Consider the following 20,772-nt stretch of genomic DNA (forward strand, 5'->3'; position numbering starts at 1 on the left):
TTTTTATATATATATTTAAATCACTGTAATTTAAAGTGAAGATAAGAAAAGTAAAAACAGCACCTAATATAAATTTTAATGTATTCTTCATATTGTACCTCTCTAAAAAGTAATATGTTCAAAATAAAAAAAGTGGGTTTTCAAATCCAAAGCATTAATTAAATGTCCTTTAATTATCAAACGATCTTTAGGATTTTTTGACCTAAAGGCGTAACAGTTCTAACCCTATCTATCCAATAATTGTCAACGATAGGTTTTAATTATACCAAATATCCCCATGTAATAACATTCCAATATTGACTGTTTTTATCACAAATAAGGAATCGACTTGCGTAGGATTAACAGATATAGTTTTATATAGAAGCGCTTCGATTAATATTGTTACGATATTAACTAACACCAGTCGGATATATGAAAATGCATAAAATATTAGTCTTCTCTGGTAGTTGGTAGTTTACAATATTTATAAATCTATACGAAGAAGTGATTATATGTTCGATATACTTTGGCAATTTTTAAATTTTGCGGGACTTATTGCGACTGTTGGTTTATTTGTTAATATCGTAAAAAGAAAGAAAAAATATATATAAACTAAAGGATCTAATATTATGAAAAAATATTAGATTTCATTTTGTATTGCTTTTTGTTTAGTATTTTTATTTGTTGTATCCCCATTTAAAGCAGAAGAACCGCAAATACTGGATGGGGTTACTGAAGCGAAGTATGAGGTTACAACATTAGAAGAAGCTAAAGTTGTATCTGTAACTAACCAAGAAGAAGAAAGAATTAACAATTTGTTTAGCCAATACAATCTACAGCCATTAACAACGGAACTTTCTCCTGAAACTCCTGTTGTTAATTTTAAAAGTATTGATGAATTTGAAACGTTTTTAAAAGATACAAGGAATCCAATTAAATTTAATGAAGGTTTTAAATTAGTAAAAACATATTCTTGGTAATTAAAAAGTGCAAATTACTAAAATAGTAATTTGCACTTTTTTTATCCATCAAATCTTTGCCATATTTCTTTAACTTTTAGGAAATATGGGAAACTCAACTTTAAATTTTAGTGGTATGGAGAAATACGAGAAGAAATACAAGAAATTGAACGAATTGAATAAAGGCTACAAGAGTTCGATTTGACTCTGATATTTATGAATTAATCCGTATCTATTAATTTCCAATAAATAAAATTAGAACCACATTTTACCTTGTGGTTCTTTGTTTATTCTCCAAATAAAAATAATGCTAAAATTACCATGACTTATAAGAGCACTTTTTTATGTTATCAATCTACTTTTATACTAAATAATGTATGGGACAACATTGTATGAAATAATGTTTCGATCACGATACGTTTGAGTTATTACATCACTTTTTGTACTAAGTATTCCATTTTTCAATAAGACTGGTTTAAATCCCCTTTCGCTAGCTCCATTATAAGTAAATAGAACACAATGTTCTGCTGCAAATCCAGCTATTATAACTAGCTCAACGTCATTTCCTTTCAAAATCTGCTCTAATTCAGTATTCCAAAATGCATTTGAATGTTCTTTTGAAACACAAATATCTTGTTCTTCTACTTTAATTTCAGGGATAAAAGATAGTAATTCAGAGTTTATTTCCTCTGCTCCTTCAATATCTTGGACATGTATAACTATGTGATTTTTAGAACGGATACAGTCAGCAACATAATTTATATATTCACATGCACCTTCGACATTCAATGATTCTTTTTTATCCTCTAAAAATATTTTTTGCATATCAATAATAAGAAAAGCAATTTTCATTATTTACCCTCCATGACACTTTATATTCCTTTTAAATAATTATTCTATTTGTTTTGTTATAATCCTACTTTTTTTTTAAAATGGCATGTTAGTTGATTTAGAACAATTGAAAATTTTATTGAAAAAGGTAGAAATCCCCCAAACTATAATAAGTATTGAATTGATATAATTAACAGAAAAATAGTGCTTTTCAAAGAGGAGTTTCTTTATATTGTCGGTCCTGTTTTAATTACAATAGTTATTTTTAAACTTGTTATTCCTAATGATCTGTTTATTATGAGACTCATTTCGCTAAAGCTTGCAATCGCTGAACAACCTTTAAGCTGATTCGGTAGCTTTTCCTTATTCAAGTAAATGGCAGTTTAGTGCAATAAGAAACTGTATAATTAAATTCATAATAGGTGGTGGAATTATGAATTTGAAAGAAAAATTGAAATTATTACTTAAAGAAACTGTTTTTGATTTAGTAAATAAAGATTTTGTAAAAATTAGTTCCAAACTAATCGAAGAACTTACAATTGAGGACATTAAAGAAGAACTAAATTACTGGGGGATACTTACAATTCCACCTGATTTAGCTTACGAGAATATTAACTATCTGGAGTACAATTATGGCGAAGGATATTCAATGGAATTTGAACTTTGGATTGATAATGAGGAAAGTGACTTAACATTGTCTTGTGAAGCAATAATCGACCAATCAGATAACGTTTTATCGGTTTCAATCACAAATTTACACGTTTTATAGTTTGTCGTTATTGAACTAACGCAGTGCCTTAGTTACATAAAATCTGGAGTGAATTTCCATGATTCTATACCTAACCATGTGTTGTTTTAAAACACTATAAATAAAAAACAGTGGGAAACGAATGCTTCTCACTGTTTATTAATTTATTTAGCTGTTTTTCTCAATTGTAGTTTAGAAAATTTCATTGATTGATTTTCGCTAACAAATGTGGAACCTAATAGCAATGCTCCACCAATCATTTGAATAATGGTCATTTGTTCTTGTAAGATTACCCCTGAAATCAATATAGCTACAAATGGATCAACATAGCTTAGCATAGCAATGCTCTGACCTTTTAAATTTTGCATACCTGAGAAAAACAACCAAAATCCTACTCCGGTGTTAATAATGCCTAACAGTATAATAAAGAATATAGATGATCTTGGTACTTCTAAGATGCCGAATCCCTCCGTAAACAGAACATAAGGCAAAAGAAGTATAGCAGTTATTCCAAGTTGGATGATTGTAATCTCTAACTTGGCTATGTTTTTAATAAATTTATTCAATAACATTAATGCAGCATAAAATGCTGCTGCAACTAATCCAAAAAAGATTCCAAGTAGATCACCTTTTCCAGATGCACTTATACCGTTTCCAACAATCAATAACATACCTAATATTGCAACAACAATACAAACAACCTTTTTGATAGATAATTGTTCATTAAGGATTACAGGTGAGAGAATCATAACAAAAACTGGTGCAAAGTAGTACGCTAATGTTGCATTTGTGACTGTCGTATAGTCGTAGGATTTATACAGGAAAATCCAATTTCCACCTAGTGCAATTCCAGAAAGAAATATAACGGAAGCATTTGCTTTCACTAATTCCCACGGAATAGTTTTTTTCATCACAAAAAACACGAACATTAAAAATAAACATCCGATTGAACTACTTAGTAAAGCCGTCTCGCTTGAAGATAGATCAATATATCTTACAACTAAACCTATTGTACCAAAAATAATCATTGATAATATAAACTGTATTTTAGATTTCATCGGTCAATCCAGGTACTTTTTCCATAATATCATTCACATAAATTATCATTACTTCCCCATCCCTTTCAAACTTGAATTTTGAATAGGGTTAGCATAGCATAATTATAAACATTACAAAATTGAATGTTTATCATGTTATATATGACAAAATCGAATGTAAATGAGGTCGAGTTATGAATATCCAAAAATATATGGCATTTGTCAAAGCAGTTGAATATGGAAGTTTTACAGGAGCTGCTGATGCATTAAATTATACACAGTCTGGTATCAGTCGTATGATTAGTGATTTAGAAGCAGAATGGAAAATTACTCTTTTTGAAAGAGGACGTACCGGGATCAATTTAACATCTGATGGTTTAAAATTATTGCCTCAGTTAAAACGAATCTGTAATGAGCATGAAATTTTACGTATGCAGGTTGAAGACTTACATGATATGAAATCAGGAATGATCCGTATCGGAACTTTTTCAAGCGTGGCAACTCATTGGTTACCCAATATGATTAAATTCTTTAAAAAGGATTATCCAAATATTGATTTTGAACTGCTGTTAGGCGATTATTCTGAAATTGAAAACTGGATTGTAGAAGGACGTGTCGACTTTGGATTTTTAAGGTTACCGACAAAAGTAGAAATTGAAACAATTTTTGTGGAGCAAGACCGTTTGCTGGCAGTAATTCCTCAAGACCATCCACTTGCTAAGTGTGACAAGTTTCCAATCAGCGAATTATTGAACAGTCCATTTATGTTACTAGAAAAAGGAGGAAAAGCAGAAATATCAGAGATTTTTGAAAAACATCAAATATCACCATTAATACATTTTACAACATGGGATGACTATGCCATCTTATCTATGGTAGAAAACGGTTTAGGAATCAGTATATTGCCTGAATTAATTTTACAACGGATTCCTTACAAAATAATATCGAAGGAGCTTGAAGTACCTGCCTTTCGAAATATTGGTGTTGCTATGCGAGAGGAAAAATCACTGTCACTTGCAGCCAAGAGATTTTTAGAATATTTATCATATAGAAGTTTGACAATTGAACAGTCTGAATAGGACATCTTTTATTTAATAAAAACCACTTTTTCTTATGCAACTAAAGCATGCTTTAGCTACATAAGAAAAAACAGAATCTTCAATATGGAGATTCTGTTTTTGGTATAAAGGTTAAGTATTTCGATTGTACTTCGCTGCTCTTTTAAGTTCTTCAACTTCATCATCAGTCAATTTTTCTTTACCAGTAAAGTGATCAATTACTTCTTTTGTAGAAAATTCGCGTGTTTCTATTACCCGATTTACTGTTTCAGATTTTCTCTATTTGCTTGGTTCAATTATATTTATTTTTTTATTGTTTTTAAATTCTTATCAGAACTTTTCCTCCAGAAAAAGAGGTGAAGGAGTCTATTGGGATGAAAAAAGAGTAGTTGTTGATTTAACAGGTAATAGTATCTTTTGGGATGAAATTGAAGAAATAGGATTTTATAAGCAATCTTTTTTTGGTATGACTACAAAATCAACATATATTAGAGTATTTATTTATAAAGAAGAGCAAGTTAGATTGAGACATAAACTTCCATTAAAAAATATTTTTTGGAGATATAGTGGCAACATAGATTGGAATACGATAGAAAAACCAAAAGAAATGCACGAAGCACTTATGCAATTTTGTGAAGAAAAAAATAACTCTAACTCTATATGACTTATGAAACTAAAGCATTGCATTAATTCAATAATCGTTCCTATGGTTGTCTAATTAGATAACCTTTTTTTTACACAAAAAATCAACATTTAAATTTAACAGAGCCTAATAATAAAAGATGCACTCAAAACAGTGCTAATAGATTTAGAAATAGTAAAAAGCATCGATATAGTTATCAATGCTCCTCTTTTATTCTTATAATTGGGTCTTGGTCGTGAAATGCGATGCATATAGGAATAGAAATTTGATTAGGTATCTCATTTAAAGCTCTTATGTAAGTTATAACTGTTCTTGCAACTAGGTAAATTGTTGTACCGATTGCTAATTTACTACGATCAAAACCATCTAGCTCATAAATTTCACCAAATTGTTCTAATCTTGGTCCTTCAATGTCCTCGATCCAATTACAAGCCCAATCATCATCATCGTCTACTAACGAATTGTATTCTTCACAAATGTAAAATGCACTTTCCCAATTATTATCTAAATCATATTCAAAATAGATTGCTTTGGAATCTAGTTCAATAGCAATTTTTATTGACTGATCAAGTCCCATTTTCAATTCTTTTTTATAGTCGTTTAAATCAATTTGCCTTATTTTATTAGCCCTTTCAGTCCCCGCTAATTGCTTACATCTATTAAAATACTTCTCTTCAAGTTCCCCAAGGTTTCTCTCTTTTAGATCTACTTGCAATTCATCTAAATAGTCAAAAATGTTCACACAATATTCCTCCAGTAGTTATTCCTTTTCGATTATAGCATCTATCTTTCTATCAAATCAGATGATTTAAAGTCTTTTCTTTAAACGTATTCGTTTCTAACCGAAATAAAAAAATGACAGTCCTTTAATATACCATTAGGTCTGTCATTTTTTCGGTTAATTTTCGCTATACTTTATGATGATTTATTATTTAATTTTTTTATTTCTAATTGACTGCCATTAGTCGGTAATTTTTTTACACTATAATTTCTTTGATCTGCATTTGGCAAAGGTAGTTTCAATATATTTGTATTTTTATCGGCAATTTCTTCATTTTGAATTTTAATCTGAATGCGTTCTTTTACATTAGTCTTTTTTAAACCAATTTGATCAAAAGCTAAAAAACTAACACCTAAACAAATGACAAATGTAGAAACAAAAAATACAATTTTTTTCATAGTATCCTCCTAACTTAATGCTTGTCCATCTTTAAGTTTAAGAGTATTTTATGAAATTTATTACGTTATTAGAACTTTATAGAAGTCTATTCTTTCTATTTAGATTTTGGAATTCCAAAGTCTATATTAAGTTAATATTGTATTTTTCTATTAAATCTTTAAAAGCTGGTCTTTCATTCCCATCTCTTCCAACGATATGTGTTGCTGTTACTAAAGAGTTTAAAACTGCTTCTTCTGTTGCTTCTCCAATTGCTCTAAATGCTAGATCAATATCTTCTTCGTGTATAGTCGGAACTGTAATGCAATGCGATGTTTTTTCATGAGGTATTTTGGTTGCAGTTGAAAAGCCAATTACGACTTCGCCACTTCCCGTTGTAATAATTGAGCCTGTTCTTGATAAACCTGTAACTGTTCTTTTGATTATACGATTTAGCTGTCTTTCAGATACGGGTAGGTCCGTTGCAACAATCATAATGATTGACCCCTTATCTTGTTCGTCTCGTTCCTTTAAGATAAAATCACGCAATTCTGCTCCAACAGGCTTACCATTTACTTTTAAATCGCTTAAAATCCCAAAGTTAGATAAGACTAAAACACCCATTGTATAAGTACCATGTTCCATTTTCATAACTCGGGAAGCTGTACCAATCCCACCTTTTAGTGAATAACAAAGCATCCCCGTTCCTGCTCCAACAGTTCCTTCTTTCACATCTGAAGAAGCGTTACTTAATGCTTGAAAAACATGGTCTTTCGTAATATATCTTGCTCGCACATCATTTAAAAGCATATCATTGCATTCGCATATTACTGGGTTAACAGTTCCTGTCGTACGACCTATTTCAGGATTATGATCTAACATATATTCTATTAAAGCGTCTGCGGCTGTTCCAATAGTTAGTGTATTTGTTAAAATAATTGGCGTTTCGATCGTTCCTAACTCATTAATCTGAATCGTTCCCATCGACTTACCAAACCCATTAATAACATGAGATGACGCGATTAACTTATCTTTAAATAGATTTCCTTGATGAGGAAATATTGCTGTAACGCCAGTTTGGATGTCATGATCACTGATCGTTACATGACCTACAGTAACTCCTTCAACATCCGTAATAGAATTTAGTTCCCCTGTTTCTAGATATCCAATATTAACACCGTAATCTCTGATTCTTTTTTGACTCATTATAAATTCCCTCCAGCTTCCTATTCAAAAATTGTAGTAGCATTTAATTAAGTGATTTTAATTTCTAAAGTACAAAAAGCCCTTATTCAGAGCTTTTTAGTAAAAAAGAATGGTCTTCTTTTAAGAAATATCAATCACTTTCTGTTAATTTTATTTTCTCTTGATTCTCTTTAACTTTTAAAGGGATATAAGTTAATGAAATTAATGCTCCACTTATCATTAGTAATATCATCAATGAAGTGACTAAAAGTACGATTTTATTAGAAAATACTTTCATCATAAGTTGATTTCTCCTTTATGATTAATCTTACGAATTATTTTAACAGATTACTTAGAAAATTAGATACTTACTGATAAAAAATGTTCTCAATTTTTGCCCAGGATCAATACTCAACCTAAAAAGTATTTACCGGTTTATATAATTAATTAACTTGGAAATTATTACCACATGAGAAAATAGAACTATTCCCATTCCCTAACATATTTTATATAAACCTTGTTTTCTTGGTGGCATTGGCAAACAGGTACACTTCACTTTTATCTTCATGGTAAAAGTGATTTTTATTTAAAATTTATAAAAAAAAACACAAAGTAAAATTTTACCCTGTGCTTTTAAATTCATCTTCTTATTTGATTACTTTATTCTTTTACTTTTTTTCCATTACAGCAAAATAATTTTGTTCATCATCAGCAAAGTTAAACACTCTTCCATTTGGCATTTCAACAATTTCACCAACAGTAACCTTTTTGTTTGTTAAATCACTATACATTTCATCAAGTTTATTTGTAAAAAACATTAAAGAAGGTGTACCTAGATTAAGAGATGGCTGCATTTTAGAAATTAATTCTTTATTATGAAGTACAATACTTGTTTCAGCATTATTTGACGGTGCAACTTCAATCCATCTCATTCCTTGACCATTATTATTATCAGAAATCACAGTAAAGCCTACTTTCTCAGTCCAAAAGTTCACTGCTTCCTCTTGATTGTTAACATATACCATTACTTGACCAAGCATATTAATCATTTCATTCTCTCCTTAAAATAATTAGTAATTAGTTCATAACAATAATTCTGACCATCCCAGTTAGAAAATAGAAGTGTTAGTAATAAAAATTTGAATACTATTCATTTCTAGATAATTTTTTGAACTCCTTTAATTCCTAAACTGCTCCTGTAATAGTTTTGTTAACTTTGAATCAAGTTTATATCCGTTTCCATTTTGCCAAAACATACTTTGCTTGTAATTTACTTCAAATTCCTCTTTTTTACCATCTTTCTCAATAAAAGCTAACCTTAAATCAGTGGATTCAATTTGTTGATCCTCGATCTTTTTTAATTTAAAACCTTTTTCGATTTTATTAATTAAATCATGATCTTTATCCGCCGAATAAATAATTGTATCTACGGAAGTAACACCAATGATACCAACAACTTTACTAGTTTTACTCTCTGTACTTGATTTCATAGAACAGCCAAATAAAAGGAATATACCACTTAAAACAATTAGAAGTTTTCTCATTAATCCTCCAAATTTTTTTCGATTTCCCAATAAAATTCAACGTCTTACTTATTACTCCTTTTAAACCATTAAATAATAATTAAAAAGATATATTAAGCATATGATATGCAATTTTATTTAGTAAAATTTTCCTACCAAAATGCAAAAAAAAAAGAGTTACTCTTGCAACTCTTTTTAGTAAAACAACATAAATTTATAATAAAAATTACTGATTAAATTTATCAAGCGTAAAATCATAATTGATTTCAATAAGTCCATCATTTAACGCAGTAAGAAACCTATTTACACCCTCAACTAATGTTTCTGTTTTAACGTATTCCGTAGGTTCAAACATTTGCCACACCGAATAAATTCCCCACTTGTCATCTCCTTTATATAGGAAATTCATAAGATCTTCATTTCGATTAATCGATTCATAATTCATATTTTCCTTTAAACCATTTTGTACATTTTGAACCCATTCACTCAATTGACTCGCAAACTCCGTAAGATTTAAATTCGGATCATGAAAAAATAATGAATCATTTAAATAGATATTTAATGACCCATCTATATATTTCCCAGTATTTGCAACATAAGCCGGTTCCGTAGGTATATAATCATTTAATATAAACAAAAATTTTATATTCATAAAATTCTCCTTTCGTATGTAGTTCAATCTTTATTTATGTATTTTAGTACTTAGTTTCTATTGTTTCCTATTTTTGGTATTTCCCTCATTTTTATTTTTCTTTTTTACCTTTTTATTTTCGATTGTAAATTTTAGTTACGATCTGAAATCAAAAACTTCAAAGGTATCATTCTATAAATAGCAAACATAAAAAATAATATTAAAATCAATAAAAAGAAAAGTGGGATAACAATTGAATCAATTTATTACAGGGATAATTCAATCGATTCTTATATTAATTTTAGCCTTCGTGTTTATCTATAAATATTCAGATATTCGCACAAGAACGACTCATTTTGTTTGTCCTCGTTGTAGCAGTCGCTTTAAATTATCGAAATTAAATTTTGCTTTAGCATTTAAAACCGGCAAAGTAAATGAGCGGCTAGTTACATGTCCCGTTTGTGGTCATAGAGATCGAATGCCAATAGTAAATGATTAAAACTATATTACTTTTTCGCCCTATATGTATTAATTTATAGTTTATTTATTCGAAGTAAGACTAAACCTTATACTAATGAAGGTTATTCTTACTTTCTTTTTTATTAAAATGTAGAAAGGAATTATTTAAAATGCATGAACAGATTGATGAATTAACTTTATTATTATTATATTTAACATCATTTGAAGAAAAAATAGAACTAGGTGAAACTACACTCAGAAGTTGGAAAGGATATCCTTTCGATACATTAAATAAATTAGCGAATAATAATCTCATATTTTTTAGTAATCGTGCAAAATCAGTTTACATAACAGAAGATGGAATAGAATTAGCAAACAAATCATTGCAGAAATATAGTATCAATTTGCAGTAACCACTACTTCTATCGCTTTACTTTAAAAGCAAATAAAAAAAGAGGATATTTTTATCCTCTTTAATAAATTTAAATCTGAACCCTAACTAAATAACGTGAAAAAGTGATTGGCAATCCTTCATTAGTTGTATTTTGTTCAAATATTCGTTTTACTTCCGCCAAATTATTTTCTATTATATCTTTTAATAGCGATTGTTTTTGGCCGAAGCATCTTAGTTTTAAAACATCAAGCGGCGTATGTAAAAATTCAAAACTATTAATAACTTCTATTTCTACACTTTCAAACTTACTTAGTTCAACTCTTTGTTTTATCGTTTTTAAAATTGGTTTCTCACTATTAATTGATTCAAAAAAATTAGGAAATAATCTAGGTAGTTCAGTTCCTAATTCATCACCAGGATGCAGTCCAAGGATTTTGCCTCCTTTTTTTACTACTCTTTTAAGTTCTTGATAAGCTGATGTAGGTCCTTTTCTGTTATATGCACAATCAAACTGTTCCGATTCAAAAGGCAATCGATTTTTTGTGCTACCAACAATAAAAGACACATTTTGTTTTTTCGTTTCATTTCCACTTTTTATAAAATCATTTGTAAGATCAAATCCTACAATCTTTTTCGCTTTTTCACTACATTTAATGGTGAAATCTCCATGTCCACACCCTACATCTAATACAATTTGATTATTAATCATTTCAAATACTTCATTATTAAAAATTAACTCCCCATTCGGCTCTGTAATTGTTGAATTCCAAGGATATGTGTATTCCCCATATATTTTACCTATTTGTTCGTACCATTTTGTTGAATGAGGTGTTACCCAATCTCCATGTAATGTAGGATCTATTAATTTCATAAATATAAATTCTCCTTTACTCATAATCAGAATCATTACTATTCATCACTTTATGAAAAATTCCTTCTTACATAAGGTATATCCCCTAATCCATTTGACTTATTGATTAATTCTGTAGATTTCGCGAGCGATCGATTCAATTATATAGACCACTGGAACTTGAGTAGTTATATTTGCTTTTTCAAAATACTCTTCTGTTACATAATAGGGAATATTTAGATCAGAAATTTTGGCTATTGTTGATAATTTGTTGTTCGTAATGCTTATAATTTTACAACCTTCTTGTTTAAGTAAATTCAGATGATTTACTGTGAAAATAGTTTCTCCAGAGACTGACAAAGCAATTGTTATACTATTTTTTGTTAATTTAGAATGAATCGGGAAATGAGGGTCTTTTATATAAAGGGAGAATTTTCCTAAACTTGAAAAGTACCTCGAACCATATTCAGCAAGAATACCTGAGCTACCTATTCCAATAAAAATTACATTTTCTGCTTTGTTTATTTCAATAGCAGCCTCTTTAACTTTCTCTTCTAAATCCCCTTTTAAAGATCTCTCAAAAAATTCCACTAGCGAATGTTGTGCACTTTTTACGAAGGTCCGTTTCTCCTCTTCCAAATACATTTTTAACTTTACTTTAAATTCAGAAAAACCGTCGCAATTTAGTTTCCTACAAAAACGTAAAATTGTTGAAGTTGAAACATGGGTTTCATCTGCAATTTCACGTATACGCATATAAGCGACTTTTTCCATATTTTGTGAAATGTAATTATATAATGATAATTCTAACTCATTAAAAGACGCGATTTGATCATTTGAAAACATTTTAGTTCGTTCTCCTTTTATTACTAGGTGCTAAATATATTTAATCTATTTTATCTTAACATACAAAATAAAAAACACAGCGTTACATGTATGAAACAATTATTTACTTTTGTGAATAAAAACTAGATTCCATTCACTTATTTACTAACATCTCCGTTAACGTTATGATTCGATTATATTCTCATTAATTAAAAATATGGATTTATGTAAACTACTAAAAAGAAATTAGGAGGTAAAAAAATGAAACAATCTAAATTTCCTAAAGATTTTTTATGGGGTGGCGCTACGGCTGCCAATCAAATGGAAGGTGGATTTTATGAAGGGGATAAAGGTTTAAATATAGCCGATGTTCTTCCTGGTGGGAAGGAAAGACTGAATATTTTACAGTCACCCGGATTCAATTTCGAGATAGATCGTTCAAAGTATGATTATCCAAACCATGAAGGAATAGACTTCTATCACCGCTATAAAGAAGATATTGCTTTATTTGCGGAAATGGGTTTTAAAGTATTCCGAATGTCAATTGCTTGGACAAGAATTTTTCCAAATGGAAATGAATTAGTAGCAAATGAAGATGGATTGGCTTTCTATGACCGTGTTTTTGACGAGCTTCACAAATATGGCATTGAACCAGTTGTGACAATTTCACACTATGAAATGCCAGTAAATCTTGTAAAACAATATGGTGGTTGGCGAAACCGAGAAGTAGTAACATTCTTTGAAAGATACGTAAACGCAATCTTCAATCGTTATAAAGACAAAGTAAAATATTGGATGACTTTTAATGAAATTAATAGTGGATTAATTATGCCAATAATGGGGCTTGGTTTTTCGATAAAAGAAGAAAAAGATAAATACCAACCAACATTTCAGGCGTTTCATCATCAATTTGTTGCAAGTAGTATTGCTGTCAAAGCTTGTCATGAGATTATTCCAAATTCTCAAATTGGATGTATGATTTTATATGCTCCAGTTTATTCTTTTGATTCGAATCCTAACAACGTAATGTATGCCCTTGAAGAAGAACGCTTTTTTAATTACTTCTGTGCAGACGTTCAGGTTCGTGGCGAGTATCCGTCATTTATTAATCGCTTCTTTAAAGAAAACAATATTAATATTGAAATGCATGATGAGGATTTAGAATTAATTAAAGAAGGTACTGTTGACTATATTGGGTTCAGTTATTATATGTCTAGAACCGAGAAAAAGGAAAAATCCGACTTAGAAAGCTCACAAGGAAATCTAATTGGAGGAGTTAAAAATCCTTTCCTAAAAGCAAGTGACTGGGGCTGGGAAATCGATCCAGTAGGTTTACGAATTAGTTTAAATCAATTGTATGACCGTTACCAAGTACCACTATTTGTTGTAGAAAATGGCCTAGGGGCATATGACAAAGTAGAAGATGATGGAACAATTAATGATTATTATCGAATTGATTATTTACGTGAGCACATTAATGCGATGGGAGAAGCCATTCAAGATGGTGTTAAATTGATGGGTTATACTAGCTGGGGTTGCATAGATCTTGTTAGTGCATCATCAGGTGAGTTCTCAAAACGTTATGGTTTCATTTATGTTGATAAACATGACGACGGTAGTGGAACATTAGAACGAAAAAAGAAAAAATCATTCTACTGGTACAAAGACGTAATTGCTTCAAATGGAGATCAACTATAATATTAAAAAAGGAACTTCATCAAATTTGAAGTTCCTTTCTTTTATATAAGTTAGATGTAACTTTTTACTTTTAAATTTTTTAGTTAGACTAATAACTGCTTATTCATTTTCAATTTTTACCATTAATTTACCATCTTCATAAATAGTTAAGTAAACAGTATCACCAAGTTTCAATGGAGGGTTAGTTTTATTGTCTACTATTTCTTTTTCCATAAATCCGTATTTCTCAGAATCATCACAAACTATTTGATACTGACTTTTATTATTTGTTTTTGCAAGGTCGACAACTTCGCAAACTCGAGTTTTTAAATTTGAATCTACGTTAATTAATTCTTGTTTATTAACTAGTGTAATTATACTTTTTGATTTAGGAATTTTGATAATATTGGGATGTGCTTTAGCGTGATTAAAATTAATAATAGAAATAGATATGATTATTCCGAGGGTGAAGATAAACGTAGCTAAGATAAATACTGAAGTTTTCAAATTTTCGATATTTTCTTTCTCCAATAAACTACACCTCATCTTTTTATTATCTATATTCCCTAAATTAAAATGAAATCCTTCTTTCTATTACCTTAATCTACTTTAGAATAATAAAAATAAAGGCCTTTTACATCGTAAAATGCAAAAGGCCTTTAACTTTTATAATGCTTTTAATCGTTCGATTCGTTTTTCTAATGGTGGATGCGTTGAGAATAATCTTGCAAATTTCTCTTTACCGCTAATTTTAAAAGCTGCAATCGATTTTTGACGATCATCAACTAATCTAATATTTCGACTTAATGATTCTAAAGCATAAATCATATTGTCTTTTCCACCAAGCTCTGCCGCATACCTGTCTGCCTTAAACTCCCTTTTTCTTGAATGCCAGAAAATAATTGGACTACTTAAAATACTAAATACGATCTCAAATACTACTGAACAAAGAAAATAAACAACATAAGATAACTCTTCTCTTACAAAATTAGAAACAATTTTTGCCACTAAACGGGAGAAGAAAACGACAAAAGTATTAATTACACCTTGTAATAATGTTGTAGTAACCATATCTCCATTTTTTATATGGGCAATTTCATGTGCTAAAACACCACTAATTGCTGGACGATCCATTGTCTCAATCATTCCACTAGAAACAGCTACTAAAGATCGTCTTTTACTAGGTCCTGTAGCAAAAGCATTAACCTCTACTGAATCATAAACTCCTACTTGTGGCATCTTTTTTAAACCAGCAAGTTTTGCTAAACGATATGTCTCCTCTAGCACAAAATTAAATCGTTCATTTTGTGGAGAACGAGGATCAATTAATTTTACACCCATAACCCATTTAGCCATTATACGAGAGAATAACAATGAAATAATCGCTCCACTAAATCCTGCAATTACACTAAATGCAAGTAGTGTCCAGTATCCCCCATTACCAATATATCGAGGTACACCTAATAATGTTGTAATCGTAGTAATTGTAATTAAAACTAAAATATTAACAAAAATAAAGTAAGAAATACGTTTAAACAAAATCGTTCCTCCCAAACTAAATACTGGAAAGACCCCTATATTTAACTTTTATTCTTAAATATAGAGTCTACTTTCTTATACAATCCAAGAACACAATTAATTTCTTAAACTTATATTCATTCATTCTACTATATAATTCGAAATTTGTTATCTTAGATTTCTCAAATTTTATGACTTATGAAAGTTTGTTAGATTTTCTCCAAATTAAAGTAAATAATAGGATTAAAATCCCTACTGAAAATCCAATTATTTGATCTAATAAAAGCTCACCCGTTTTAATTAAATGAATGATAAAAGTCCCGCCAAAAATAATGATGATTAATAATGATAGTTGAAGCATATAATTATTAATTTTCATCTATTCACCTCCACTATTTAAATATACTATTTAAATATACTTTTTTTCATTTACAAGCCATTAGCACTACTTAGAAAATATTACGTCCGATCATACAAACCAAAAGAACTATGAAAATCCATTATAAATGTCATCTTCTTTATTTATTTTAAGCATATTTGAAAAAAATGACAAATGGACAACTTCTGCAATCATAGGATTAATTGATTAAGACTTTGAAAATATGATTTGGGAGGGAAGGATTTGCTAAGAAAATGGCTTACTGTTTTAATTTTAACCTGTCTTATGATTGTTGGTATTGGTATAAAACCTACCCAGGCAGCTACAAGTCAATTCATTATTATTAATAAATCAACAAACCAATTAGCTTATTATGAAAATGGTAAACTTTACAAAGTTTTTAAGGTAGCTACTGGTAAAAGTCAATCTCTTACGCCAGAAGGAAAGTTTAAAATTGTAAATAAGATTGTAAATAGACCTTACTATAAAGGTCACATCCCTGGCGGTGATCCAAGAAATCCACTCGGAAAACGTTGGCTTGGATTAAATGCCCGTGGTACATGGGGAACGACATATGCTATCCACGGTAATAACAATACAAGTTCGATTGGAAAGTATGTAAGTCATGGATGTATTAGAATGTACAATAATGAAGTCGAATGGCTTTTTAATAAGGTTAAATTAAGTACACCTGTAGTCATTACTTCTTCAAGTAAATCCTTTGACTCAATAGCAATTGCAAACGGGTATAAGGTAACAAGTAGTAATGGTGGTTCAAACGCTGTTATCCCAAGTGGAACTGTATTAAAAAAGGGAAATAGTGGTACTACAGTTAAAAAACTTCAACAAAAGCTAACAGCTCTGGGCTATAGTACAAAAGGGATCGATGGTATCTTTGGGAACAACACAGACCAAGCCGTGCGCAAATTTCAAAAAGACCGGCATTTAACAGTAGATGGTATTGTAGGACCTGCTACGATTAAAGCACTTGGTGGATTATAAGCTCGGCTTTTAATAGAGGATATTCCTCTATTTTTTTTATATTTCTAGTAATTTTTTAAAAAAAAACCTAAACACTAAATCTATTATTTTAAACCCATTAACAATATGGCCCATTAGCTCCAATGAATTTCGTTGATTCACCTTTATTGTATGAGAAGATAAACTTCCAGATATTATCGCTATATTCCCTTCAATACTAATAGCTTCTATCACATGAACAAAACCAGCTACAATTTGATTAAGAGATTCATACAAGTGTTGAGGTGGCTTAACAACTCCAATATGAGTATCGAAATTTCATCTTTGTCTAATAGGATCATTTTCTTTAAAATCTATCAAATTAGTTTCGTCTATAACTAACTAAAAATATTTATCTAGGAAATCTATATTTCCATTTTTAATTGCTTCACGATAAAAGTAGGCAATAAAATCTAAACTTGGATTAAAAACTTTAAAGTCAAAACTCCAATTTTAGCTTAATGGTTGAAAAATATTTTTACAATCGTATTTAGTTGTACTATTAGGATAAAAAAAAGGTCCTCTACTGAAAAAAGAGAACCTTAATAAGATAACTAATTGTAATCAAATTGTAGTCGCAATAAATACTGTATAGATCGCACTTTGTGTAATTTGAGGTGTTATATATAATGAAATTGCATTAGTTCTTGCTACTGGATTTCCTGGAGTTGTACTAGTCCATGTGACAGTAGCCGTTGATGTAACTGGATTAGGATTGAATACAATTACAGGCTGTGCACCTACATCATTTGGCGTGATAGAAAATATAACAGTTCCTGTTAAGGTATTAGGGACATTTAAAGTAATAGTAGATATTATTTGACCAGCAGCTGGTGCAGAAAGATTAATAGGAACATTATTACAAACTTCGATTTCATAAGTTCCTACTGCTAGATTATTTACATTTATAGAGCTTGATAGTCCAATAATACTACCTGTACCTGCAGTTACATATGGAATTGTAATTGAATCTGCACCGGGAGATCCAGCAATTCGTTGAAATCCTGCGTTAGTACCCCCAAAAATGATCGCTTTGGAATTAGATCCTGAAATTCCAGTTGCTCCTGTTGTCCCGGTTGCTCCGGTTCGACCAGTTGCTCCAGTTACTCCTGTTGCTCCCGTTACTCCTGTTGCTCCCGTTGCTCCTGTTGCTCCTGTTGCTCCCGTTGGGCCTGTTACTCCTCTTTCTCCCGTCGCTCCTGTTGCTCCTGTTGCTCCGGTTCCAGTTGCTCCCGTCGCCCCGGTTGAACCAGTTACTCCAGTTGCTCCGGTTATTCCTGTTGCTCCTGTTGCCCCGGTTGAACCAGTTACTCCAGTTATTCCGGTTGCCCCGGTTGAACCAGTTACTCCCGTTGCTCCGGTTCCCGTTGCCCCAGTTATTCCGGTTGCTCCCGTCGCCCCGGTTACTCCTGTTGTCCCGGTTACCCCGGTTGGACCAGTTGAGCCAGTTGAGCCAGTTGCTCCTGTTGTCCCTGTTATTCCCGTCGGCCCAGTTACTCCCGTTGCTCCGGTTGGGCCGTTTGCTCCGGTTGGGCCAGTTACTCCTGTCGATCCTGTTGGGCCTGTTGCTCCTGTTGTTCCGGTTATTCCCGTCGCTCCTGTTGGGCCTGTTGATCCTGTTGGGCCTGTTGTTCCGGTTATTCCGGTTATTCCCGTAGCTCCCGTTATTCCGGTTGCTCCTGTTGTTCCGGTTGTTCCTGTTGTTCCGGTTATTCCCGTAGCTCCCGTTATTCCGGTTGCTCCTGTTGTTCCTGTTATTCCTGTTGCTCCCGTTACTCCGGTTGTTCCGGTTATTCCCGTCGCTCCCGTTATTCCTGTTGCTCCTGTTGTTCCTGTTATTCCTGTTGCTCCCGTTACTCCGGTTGTTCCGGTTATTCCTGTTGCTCCCGTTATTCCGGTTGCTCCCGTTATTCCTGTTGCTCCTGTTGTTCCGGTTATTCCTGTCGCTCCCGTTACTCCCGTTGCTCCTGTTGTTCCTGTTGCTCCCGTTATTCCGGTTGCTCCCGTTATTCCGGTTATTCCTGTCGCTCCCGTTATTCCCGTTGCTCCCGTTATTCCCGTTATTCCCGTTGCTCCCGTTGCTCCCGTTGCTCCCGTTATTCCCGTTGCTCCTGTTGTTCCGGTTATTCCTGTCGCTCCCGTTATTCCCGTTGCTCCTGTTGCTCCGGTTATTCCCGTTGGGCCAGTTGCTCCGGTTATTCCCGTCACTCCGGTTGACCCAGTTGAGCCCGTTACTCCTGTTGCTCCTGTTGCTCCTGTTGCTCCCGTTATTCCGGTTGCCCCTGTTGTTCCGGTTATTCCTGTCGCTCCCGTTACTCCCGTTACTCCTGTTGCTCCTGTTGCTCCCGTTATTCCGGTTGCTCCCGTTATTCCGGTTGCTCCTGTTGTTCCGGTTATTCCCGTCGCTCCCGTTATTCCGGTTGCTCCTGTTGTTCCGGTTATTCCTGTCGCTCCCGTTATTCCCGTTGCTCCAGTTTCTCCTGTTATTCCCGTTGGGCCAGTTGCTCCTGTTATTCCCGTCACTCCGGTTGACCCAGTTGAGCCCGTTACTCCTGTTGCTCCGGTTGCTCCTGTTGCTCCCGTTATTCCTGTTGCCCCCGTTATTCCCGTTTCTCCTGTTGTTCCTGTTGTTCCGGTTATTCCTGTCGCTCCCGTTGCCCCAGTTTCTCCTGTTGTTCCTGTTGCTCCTGTTATTCCGGTTGCTCCAGTTTCTCCGGTTATTCCCGTTGGGCCAGTTGAACCCGTTACTCCCGTTTCTCCTGTTGTTCCCGTTATTCCGGTTGGGCCTGTTGCTCCGGTTATTCCCGTCGCTCCCGGTATTCCCGTTGCGCCAGTTTCTCCTGTTGTTCCGGTTATTCCCGTTGCTCCCGTTATTCCTGTTGCTCCCGTTGCTCCCGTTATTCCTGTCGCTCCCGTTATTCCGGTTGCTCCAGTTTCTCCTGTTATTCCCGTTGGGCCAGTTGCTCCTGTTATTCCCGTCACTCCGGTTGACCCAGTTGAGCCCGTTACTCCGGTTGCTCCTGTTGCTCCCGTTATTCCTGTTGCTCCCGTTATTCCTGTTGCTCCTGTTGTTCCGGTTATTCCTGTCGCTCCCGTTACTCCCGTTACTCCTGCTGCTCCTGTTGCTCCCGTTATTCCTGTTGCTCCCGTTATTCCCGTTTCTCCTGTTGTTCCGGTTATTCCTGTCGCTCCCGTTGCCCCAGTTTCTCCTGTTGTTCCTGTTGTTCCGGTTATTCCCGTTACTCCCGTTGCTCCTGTTGTTCCCGTTATTCCTGTTGCTCCCGTTATTCCCGTTTCTCCTGTTGTTCCGGTTGTTCCCGTTATTCCTGTTGCTCCCGTTATTCCCGTTTCTCCTGTTGTTCCTGTTGTTCCTGTCGCTCCCGTTGCCCCAGTTTCTCCTGTTGTTCCGGTTGCTCCGGTTATTCCCGTTGCTCCAGTTTCTCCTGTTATTCCCGTTGCTCCAGTTTCTCCGGTTATTCCCGTTGGGCCAGTTGAACCCGTTACTCCCGTTTCTCCTGTTGTTCCCGTTATTCCGGTTGGTCCTGTTGGTCCTGTTGCTCCGGTTATTCCCGTCGCTCCCGTTATTCCCGTTGCGCCAGTTTCTCCTGTTGGGCCGGTTATTCCCGTCACTCCCGTTATTCCCGTTGCTCCGGTTGCTCCGGTTATTCCGGTTGCTCCAGCTTCTCCTGTTGGGCCGGTTATTCCCGTCGCTCCGGTTATTCCGGTTGTTCCGGTTATTCCGGTCACTCCCGTTATTCCTGTTGTTCCTGTCACTCCCGTTATTCCGGTTGCTCCAGTTTCTCCGGTTTCTCCGGTTATTCCCGTTGGGCCAGTTGAACCCGTTACTCCCGTTTCTCCTGTTGTTCCCGTTATTCCGGTCGATCCTCTTTCTCCTGTCGA

At 33.3% G+C, this 20,772-nt stretch carries 22 protein-coding genes; 7 read left to right on the forward strand and 15 right to left on the reverse strand.

Annotated elements, in window-relative coordinates:
* Positions 1-1,304 precede the first annotated feature (1,304 nt).
* Positions 1,305-1,790: a cysteine hydrolase family protein gene (locus ACFWM3_RS21255; RefSeq protein ID WP_390312838.1), complete on the reverse strand. Its 486-nt coding sequence runs from the start codon at positions 1,788-1,790 to the stop codon at positions 1,305-1,307.
* A gap of 412 nt (positions 1,791-2,202) precedes the next feature.
* Here ACFWM3_RS21255 and ACFWM3_RS21260 point away from each other — a divergent pair, with 412 nt between their 5' ends.
* Positions 2,203-2,538: a DUF7668 domain-containing protein gene (locus ACFWM3_RS21260; RefSeq protein WP_390312839.1), complete on the forward strand. Its 336-nt coding sequence runs from the start codon at positions 2,203-2,205 to the stop codon at positions 2,536-2,538.
* Positions 2,539-2,681: 143 nt separating this feature from the next.
* Here the strand turns inward: ACFWM3_RS21260 and ACFWM3_RS21265 are convergent, their stop codons facing one another.
* Complete coding sequence (locus tag ACFWM3_RS21265; RefSeq protein WP_056470192.1) at positions 2,682-3,575, reverse strand: DMT family transporter; 894 nt, start codon at positions 3,573-3,575, stop codon at positions 2,682-2,684.
* Between the two features lie 173 nt (positions 3,576-3,748).
* Here ACFWM3_RS21265 and ACFWM3_RS21270 point away from each other — a divergent pair, with 173 nt between their 5' ends.
* Positions 3,749-4,633 (forward strand): LysR family transcriptional regulator, encoded by an 885-nt coding sequence (locus ACFWM3_RS21270; protein WP_390312841.1) that lies wholly within the window; start codon positions 3,749-3,751, stop codon positions 4,631-4,633.
* A gap of 262 nt (positions 4,634-4,895) precedes the next feature.
* Entirely contained in the window at positions 4,896-5,276 is a 381-nt protein-coding gene (locus ACFWM3_RS21275; protein ID WP_390312842.1) for a hypothetical protein, read from the forward strand.
* A gap of 175 nt (positions 5,277-5,451) precedes the next feature.
* Here ACFWM3_RS21275 and ACFWM3_RS21280 read toward each other — a convergent pair whose 3' ends face one another.
* The 7 genes from ACFWM3_RS21280 to ACFWM3_RS21310 form a co-directional block, all read right to left on the reverse strand.
* Positions 5,452-5,997, reverse strand: a complete 546-nt coding sequence (locus ACFWM3_RS21280; RefSeq protein ID WP_390312843.1) for a hypothetical protein — start codon at positions 5,995-5,997, stop codon at positions 5,452-5,454.
* Between the two features lie 173 nt (positions 5,998-6,170).
* Entirely contained in the window at positions 6,171-6,434 is a 264-nt protein-coding gene (locus ACFWM3_RS21285) for a hypothetical protein (protein WP_390312844.1), read from the reverse strand.
* A gap of 121 nt (positions 6,435-6,555) precedes the next feature.
* A complete protein-coding gene (locus ACFWM3_RS21290) occupies positions 6,556-7,617 on the reverse strand; it encodes a DmpA family aminopeptidase (protein WP_390312845.1) in 1,062 nt (353 codons plus the stop codon).
* A 130-nt stretch (positions 7,618-7,747) separates the two neighbouring features.
* Positions 7,748-7,897, reverse strand: coding sequence for a hypothetical protein (locus tag ACFWM3_RS21295; protein WP_390312846.1), 150 nt, complete (start codon positions 7,895-7,897; stop codon positions 7,748-7,750).
* Between the two features lie 367 nt (positions 7,898-8,264).
* Complete coding sequence (locus tag ACFWM3_RS21300; protein ID WP_056470212.1) at positions 8,265-8,645, reverse strand: VOC family protein; 381 nt, start codon at positions 8,643-8,645, stop codon at positions 8,265-8,267.
* 129 nt (positions 8,646-8,774) lie between these two features.
* The gene (locus ACFWM3_RS21305) at positions 8,775-9,140 is read right to left on the reverse strand and encodes a hypothetical protein (protein ID WP_056470216.1); all 366 of its coding nucleotides are present in this window, start codon (positions 9,138-9,140) and stop codon (positions 8,775-8,777) included.
* A 205-nt stretch (positions 9,141-9,345) separates the two neighbouring features.
* Positions 9,346-9,771, reverse strand: a complete 426-nt coding sequence (locus tag ACFWM3_RS21310; protein ID WP_056470217.1) for a DUF7878 domain-containing protein — start codon at positions 9,769-9,771, stop codon at positions 9,346-9,348.
* Positions 9,772-10,003: 232 nt separating this feature from the next.
* On the opposite strand from ACFWM3_RS21310, the gene ACFWM3_RS21315 reads away from it, so the two are divergent.
* Both ACFWM3_RS21315 and ACFWM3_RS21320 read left to right on the forward strand, forming a co-directional pair.
* Positions 10,004-10,249, forward strand: coding sequence for a hypothetical protein (locus ACFWM3_RS21315; protein WP_156339658.1), 246 nt, complete (start codon positions 10,004-10,006; stop codon positions 10,247-10,249).
* A gap of 130 nt (positions 10,250-10,379) precedes the next feature.
* Positions 10,380-10,622, forward strand: coding sequence for a DUF6429 family protein (locus ACFWM3_RS21320; protein WP_056470218.1), 243 nt, complete (start codon positions 10,380-10,382; stop codon positions 10,620-10,622).
* Between the two features lie 69 nt (positions 10,623-10,691).
* Here ACFWM3_RS21320 and ACFWM3_RS21325 read toward each other — a convergent pair whose 3' ends face one another.
* Together ACFWM3_RS21325 and ACFWM3_RS21330 are read right to left on the reverse strand one after the other, a co-directional pair.
* Complete coding sequence (locus tag ACFWM3_RS21325) at positions 10,692-11,474, reverse strand: class I SAM-dependent methyltransferase (protein WP_390312847.1); 783 nt, start codon at positions 11,472-11,474, stop codon at positions 10,692-10,694.
* A 99-nt stretch (positions 11,475-11,573) separates the two neighbouring features.
* Positions 11,574-12,299, reverse strand: a complete 726-nt coding sequence (locus ACFWM3_RS21330) for a MurR/RpiR family transcriptional regulator (RefSeq protein WP_390312848.1) — start codon at positions 12,297-12,299, stop codon at positions 11,574-11,576.
* Positions 12,300-12,539: 240 nt separating this feature from the next.
* On the opposite strand from ACFWM3_RS21330, the gene ACFWM3_RS21335 reads away from it, so the two are divergent.
* On the forward strand, positions 12,540-13,976 hold the full coding sequence (locus ACFWM3_RS21335; RefSeq protein ID WP_390312849.1) for a glycoside hydrolase family 1 protein: 1,437 nt from the start codon (positions 12,540-12,542) through the stop codon (positions 13,974-13,976).
* 99 nt (positions 13,977-14,075) lie between these two features.
* On the opposite strand, the gene ACFWM3_RS21340 is transcribed toward ACFWM3_RS21335, so the two are convergent.
* The 3 genes from ACFWM3_RS21340 to ACFWM3_RS21350 form a co-directional block, all read right to left on the reverse strand.
* Positions 14,076-14,486: a hypothetical protein gene (locus tag ACFWM3_RS21340; protein WP_390312850.1), complete on the reverse strand. Its 411-nt coding sequence runs from the start codon at positions 14,484-14,486 to the stop codon at positions 14,076-14,078.
* Between the two features lie 135 nt (positions 14,487-14,621).
* The gene (gene htpX / locus ACFWM3_RS21345) at positions 14,622-15,494 is read right to left on the reverse strand and encodes a protease HtpX (RefSeq protein WP_390312851.1); all 873 of its coding nucleotides are present in this window, start codon (positions 15,492-15,494) and stop codon (positions 14,622-14,624) included.
* A 175-nt stretch (positions 15,495-15,669) separates the two neighbouring features.
* Positions 15,670-15,852 (reverse strand): hypothetical protein, encoded by a 183-nt coding sequence (locus tag ACFWM3_RS21350; RefSeq protein WP_390312852.1) that lies wholly within the window; start codon positions 15,850-15,852, stop codon positions 15,670-15,672.
* Between the two features lie 243 nt (positions 15,853-16,095).
* Between ACFWM3_RS21350 and ACFWM3_RS21355 the strand changes: the two genes are divergently transcribed.
* Complete coding sequence (locus tag ACFWM3_RS21355; protein ID WP_286131678.1) at positions 16,096-16,854, forward strand: L,D-transpeptidase family protein; 759 nt, start codon at positions 16,096-16,098, stop codon at positions 16,852-16,854.
* A gap of 582 nt (positions 16,855-17,436) precedes the next feature.
* On the opposite strand, the gene ACFWM3_RS21360 is transcribed toward ACFWM3_RS21355, so the two are convergent.
* Positions 17,437-20,772: hypothetical protein (locus ACFWM3_RS21360; protein WP_390312853.1), on the reverse strand; the 3,336-nt coding region annotated here is incomplete at its 5' end.

It is taken from the genome of Gottfriedia sp. NPDC058432 (assembly GCF_042721555.1).
Lineage (GTDB): Bacteria > Bacillota > Bacilli > Bacillales > Bacillaceae_G > Gottfriedia.

What these genes read in the sequence shown, in the direction of transcription:
- ACFWM3_RS21265 (WP_056470192.1), bottom strand. Translation starts at nt 3,575, where the DNA reads ATGAAATCTAAAATACAGTTTATATTATCAATGATTATTTTTGGTACA.
- ACFWM3_RS21290 (WP_390312845.1), bottom strand. Translation starts at nt 7,617, where the DNA reads ATGAGTCAAAAAAGAATCAGAGATTACGGTGTTAATATTGGATATCTA.
- ACFWM3_RS21335 (WP_390312849.1), top strand. Translation starts at nt 12,540, where the DNA reads ATGAAACAATCTAAATTTCCTAAAGATTTTTTATGGGGTGGCGCTACG.
- ACFWM3_RS21325 (WP_390312847.1), bottom strand. Translation starts at nt 11,474, where the DNA reads ATGAAATTAATAGATCCTACATTACATGGAGATTGGGTAACACCTCAT.
- ACFWM3_RS21260 (WP_390312839.1), top strand. Translation starts at nt 2,203, where the DNA reads ATGAATTTGAAAGAAAAATTGAAATTATTACTTAAAGAAACTGTTTTT.
- ACFWM3_RS21350 (WP_390312852.1), bottom strand. Translation starts at nt 15,852, where the DNA reads ATGAAAATTAATAATTATATGCTTCAACTATCATTATTAATCATCATT.
- ACFWM3_RS21285 (WP_390312844.1), bottom strand. Translation starts at nt 6,434, where the DNA reads ATGAAAAAAATTGTATTTTTTGTTTCTACATTTGTCATTTGTTTAGGT.
- ACFWM3_RS21295 (WP_390312846.1), bottom strand. Translation starts at nt 7,897, where the DNA reads ATGATGAAAGTATTTTCTAATAAAATCGTACTTTTAGTCACTTCATTG.
- ACFWM3_RS21320 (WP_056470218.1), top strand. Translation starts at nt 10,380, where the DNA reads ATGCATGAACAGATTGATGAATTAACTTTATTATTATTATATTTAACA.
- ACFWM3_RS21255 (WP_390312838.1), bottom strand. Translation starts at nt 1,790, where the DNA reads ATGAAAATTGCTTTTCTTATTATTGATATGCAAAAAATATTTTTAGAG.
- ACFWM3_RS21305 (WP_056470216.1), bottom strand. Translation starts at nt 9,140, where the DNA reads ATGAGAAAACTTCTAATTGTTTTAAGTGGTATATTCCTTTTATTTGGC.
- ACFWM3_RS21310 (WP_056470217.1), bottom strand. Translation starts at nt 9,771, where the DNA reads ATGAATATAAAATTTTTGTTTATATTAAATGATTATATACCTACGGAA.
- ACFWM3_RS21270 (WP_390312841.1), top strand. Translation starts at nt 3,749, where the DNA reads ATGAATATCCAAAAATATATGGCATTTGTCAAAGCAGTTGAATATGGA.
- ACFWM3_RS21330 (WP_390312848.1), bottom strand. Translation starts at nt 12,299, where the DNA reads ATGTTTTCAAATGATCAAATCGCGTCTTTTAATGAGTTAGAATTATCA.
- ACFWM3_RS21300 (WP_056470212.1), bottom strand. Translation starts at nt 8,645, where the DNA reads ATGATTAATATGCTTGGTCAAGTAATGGTATATGTTAACAATCAAGAG.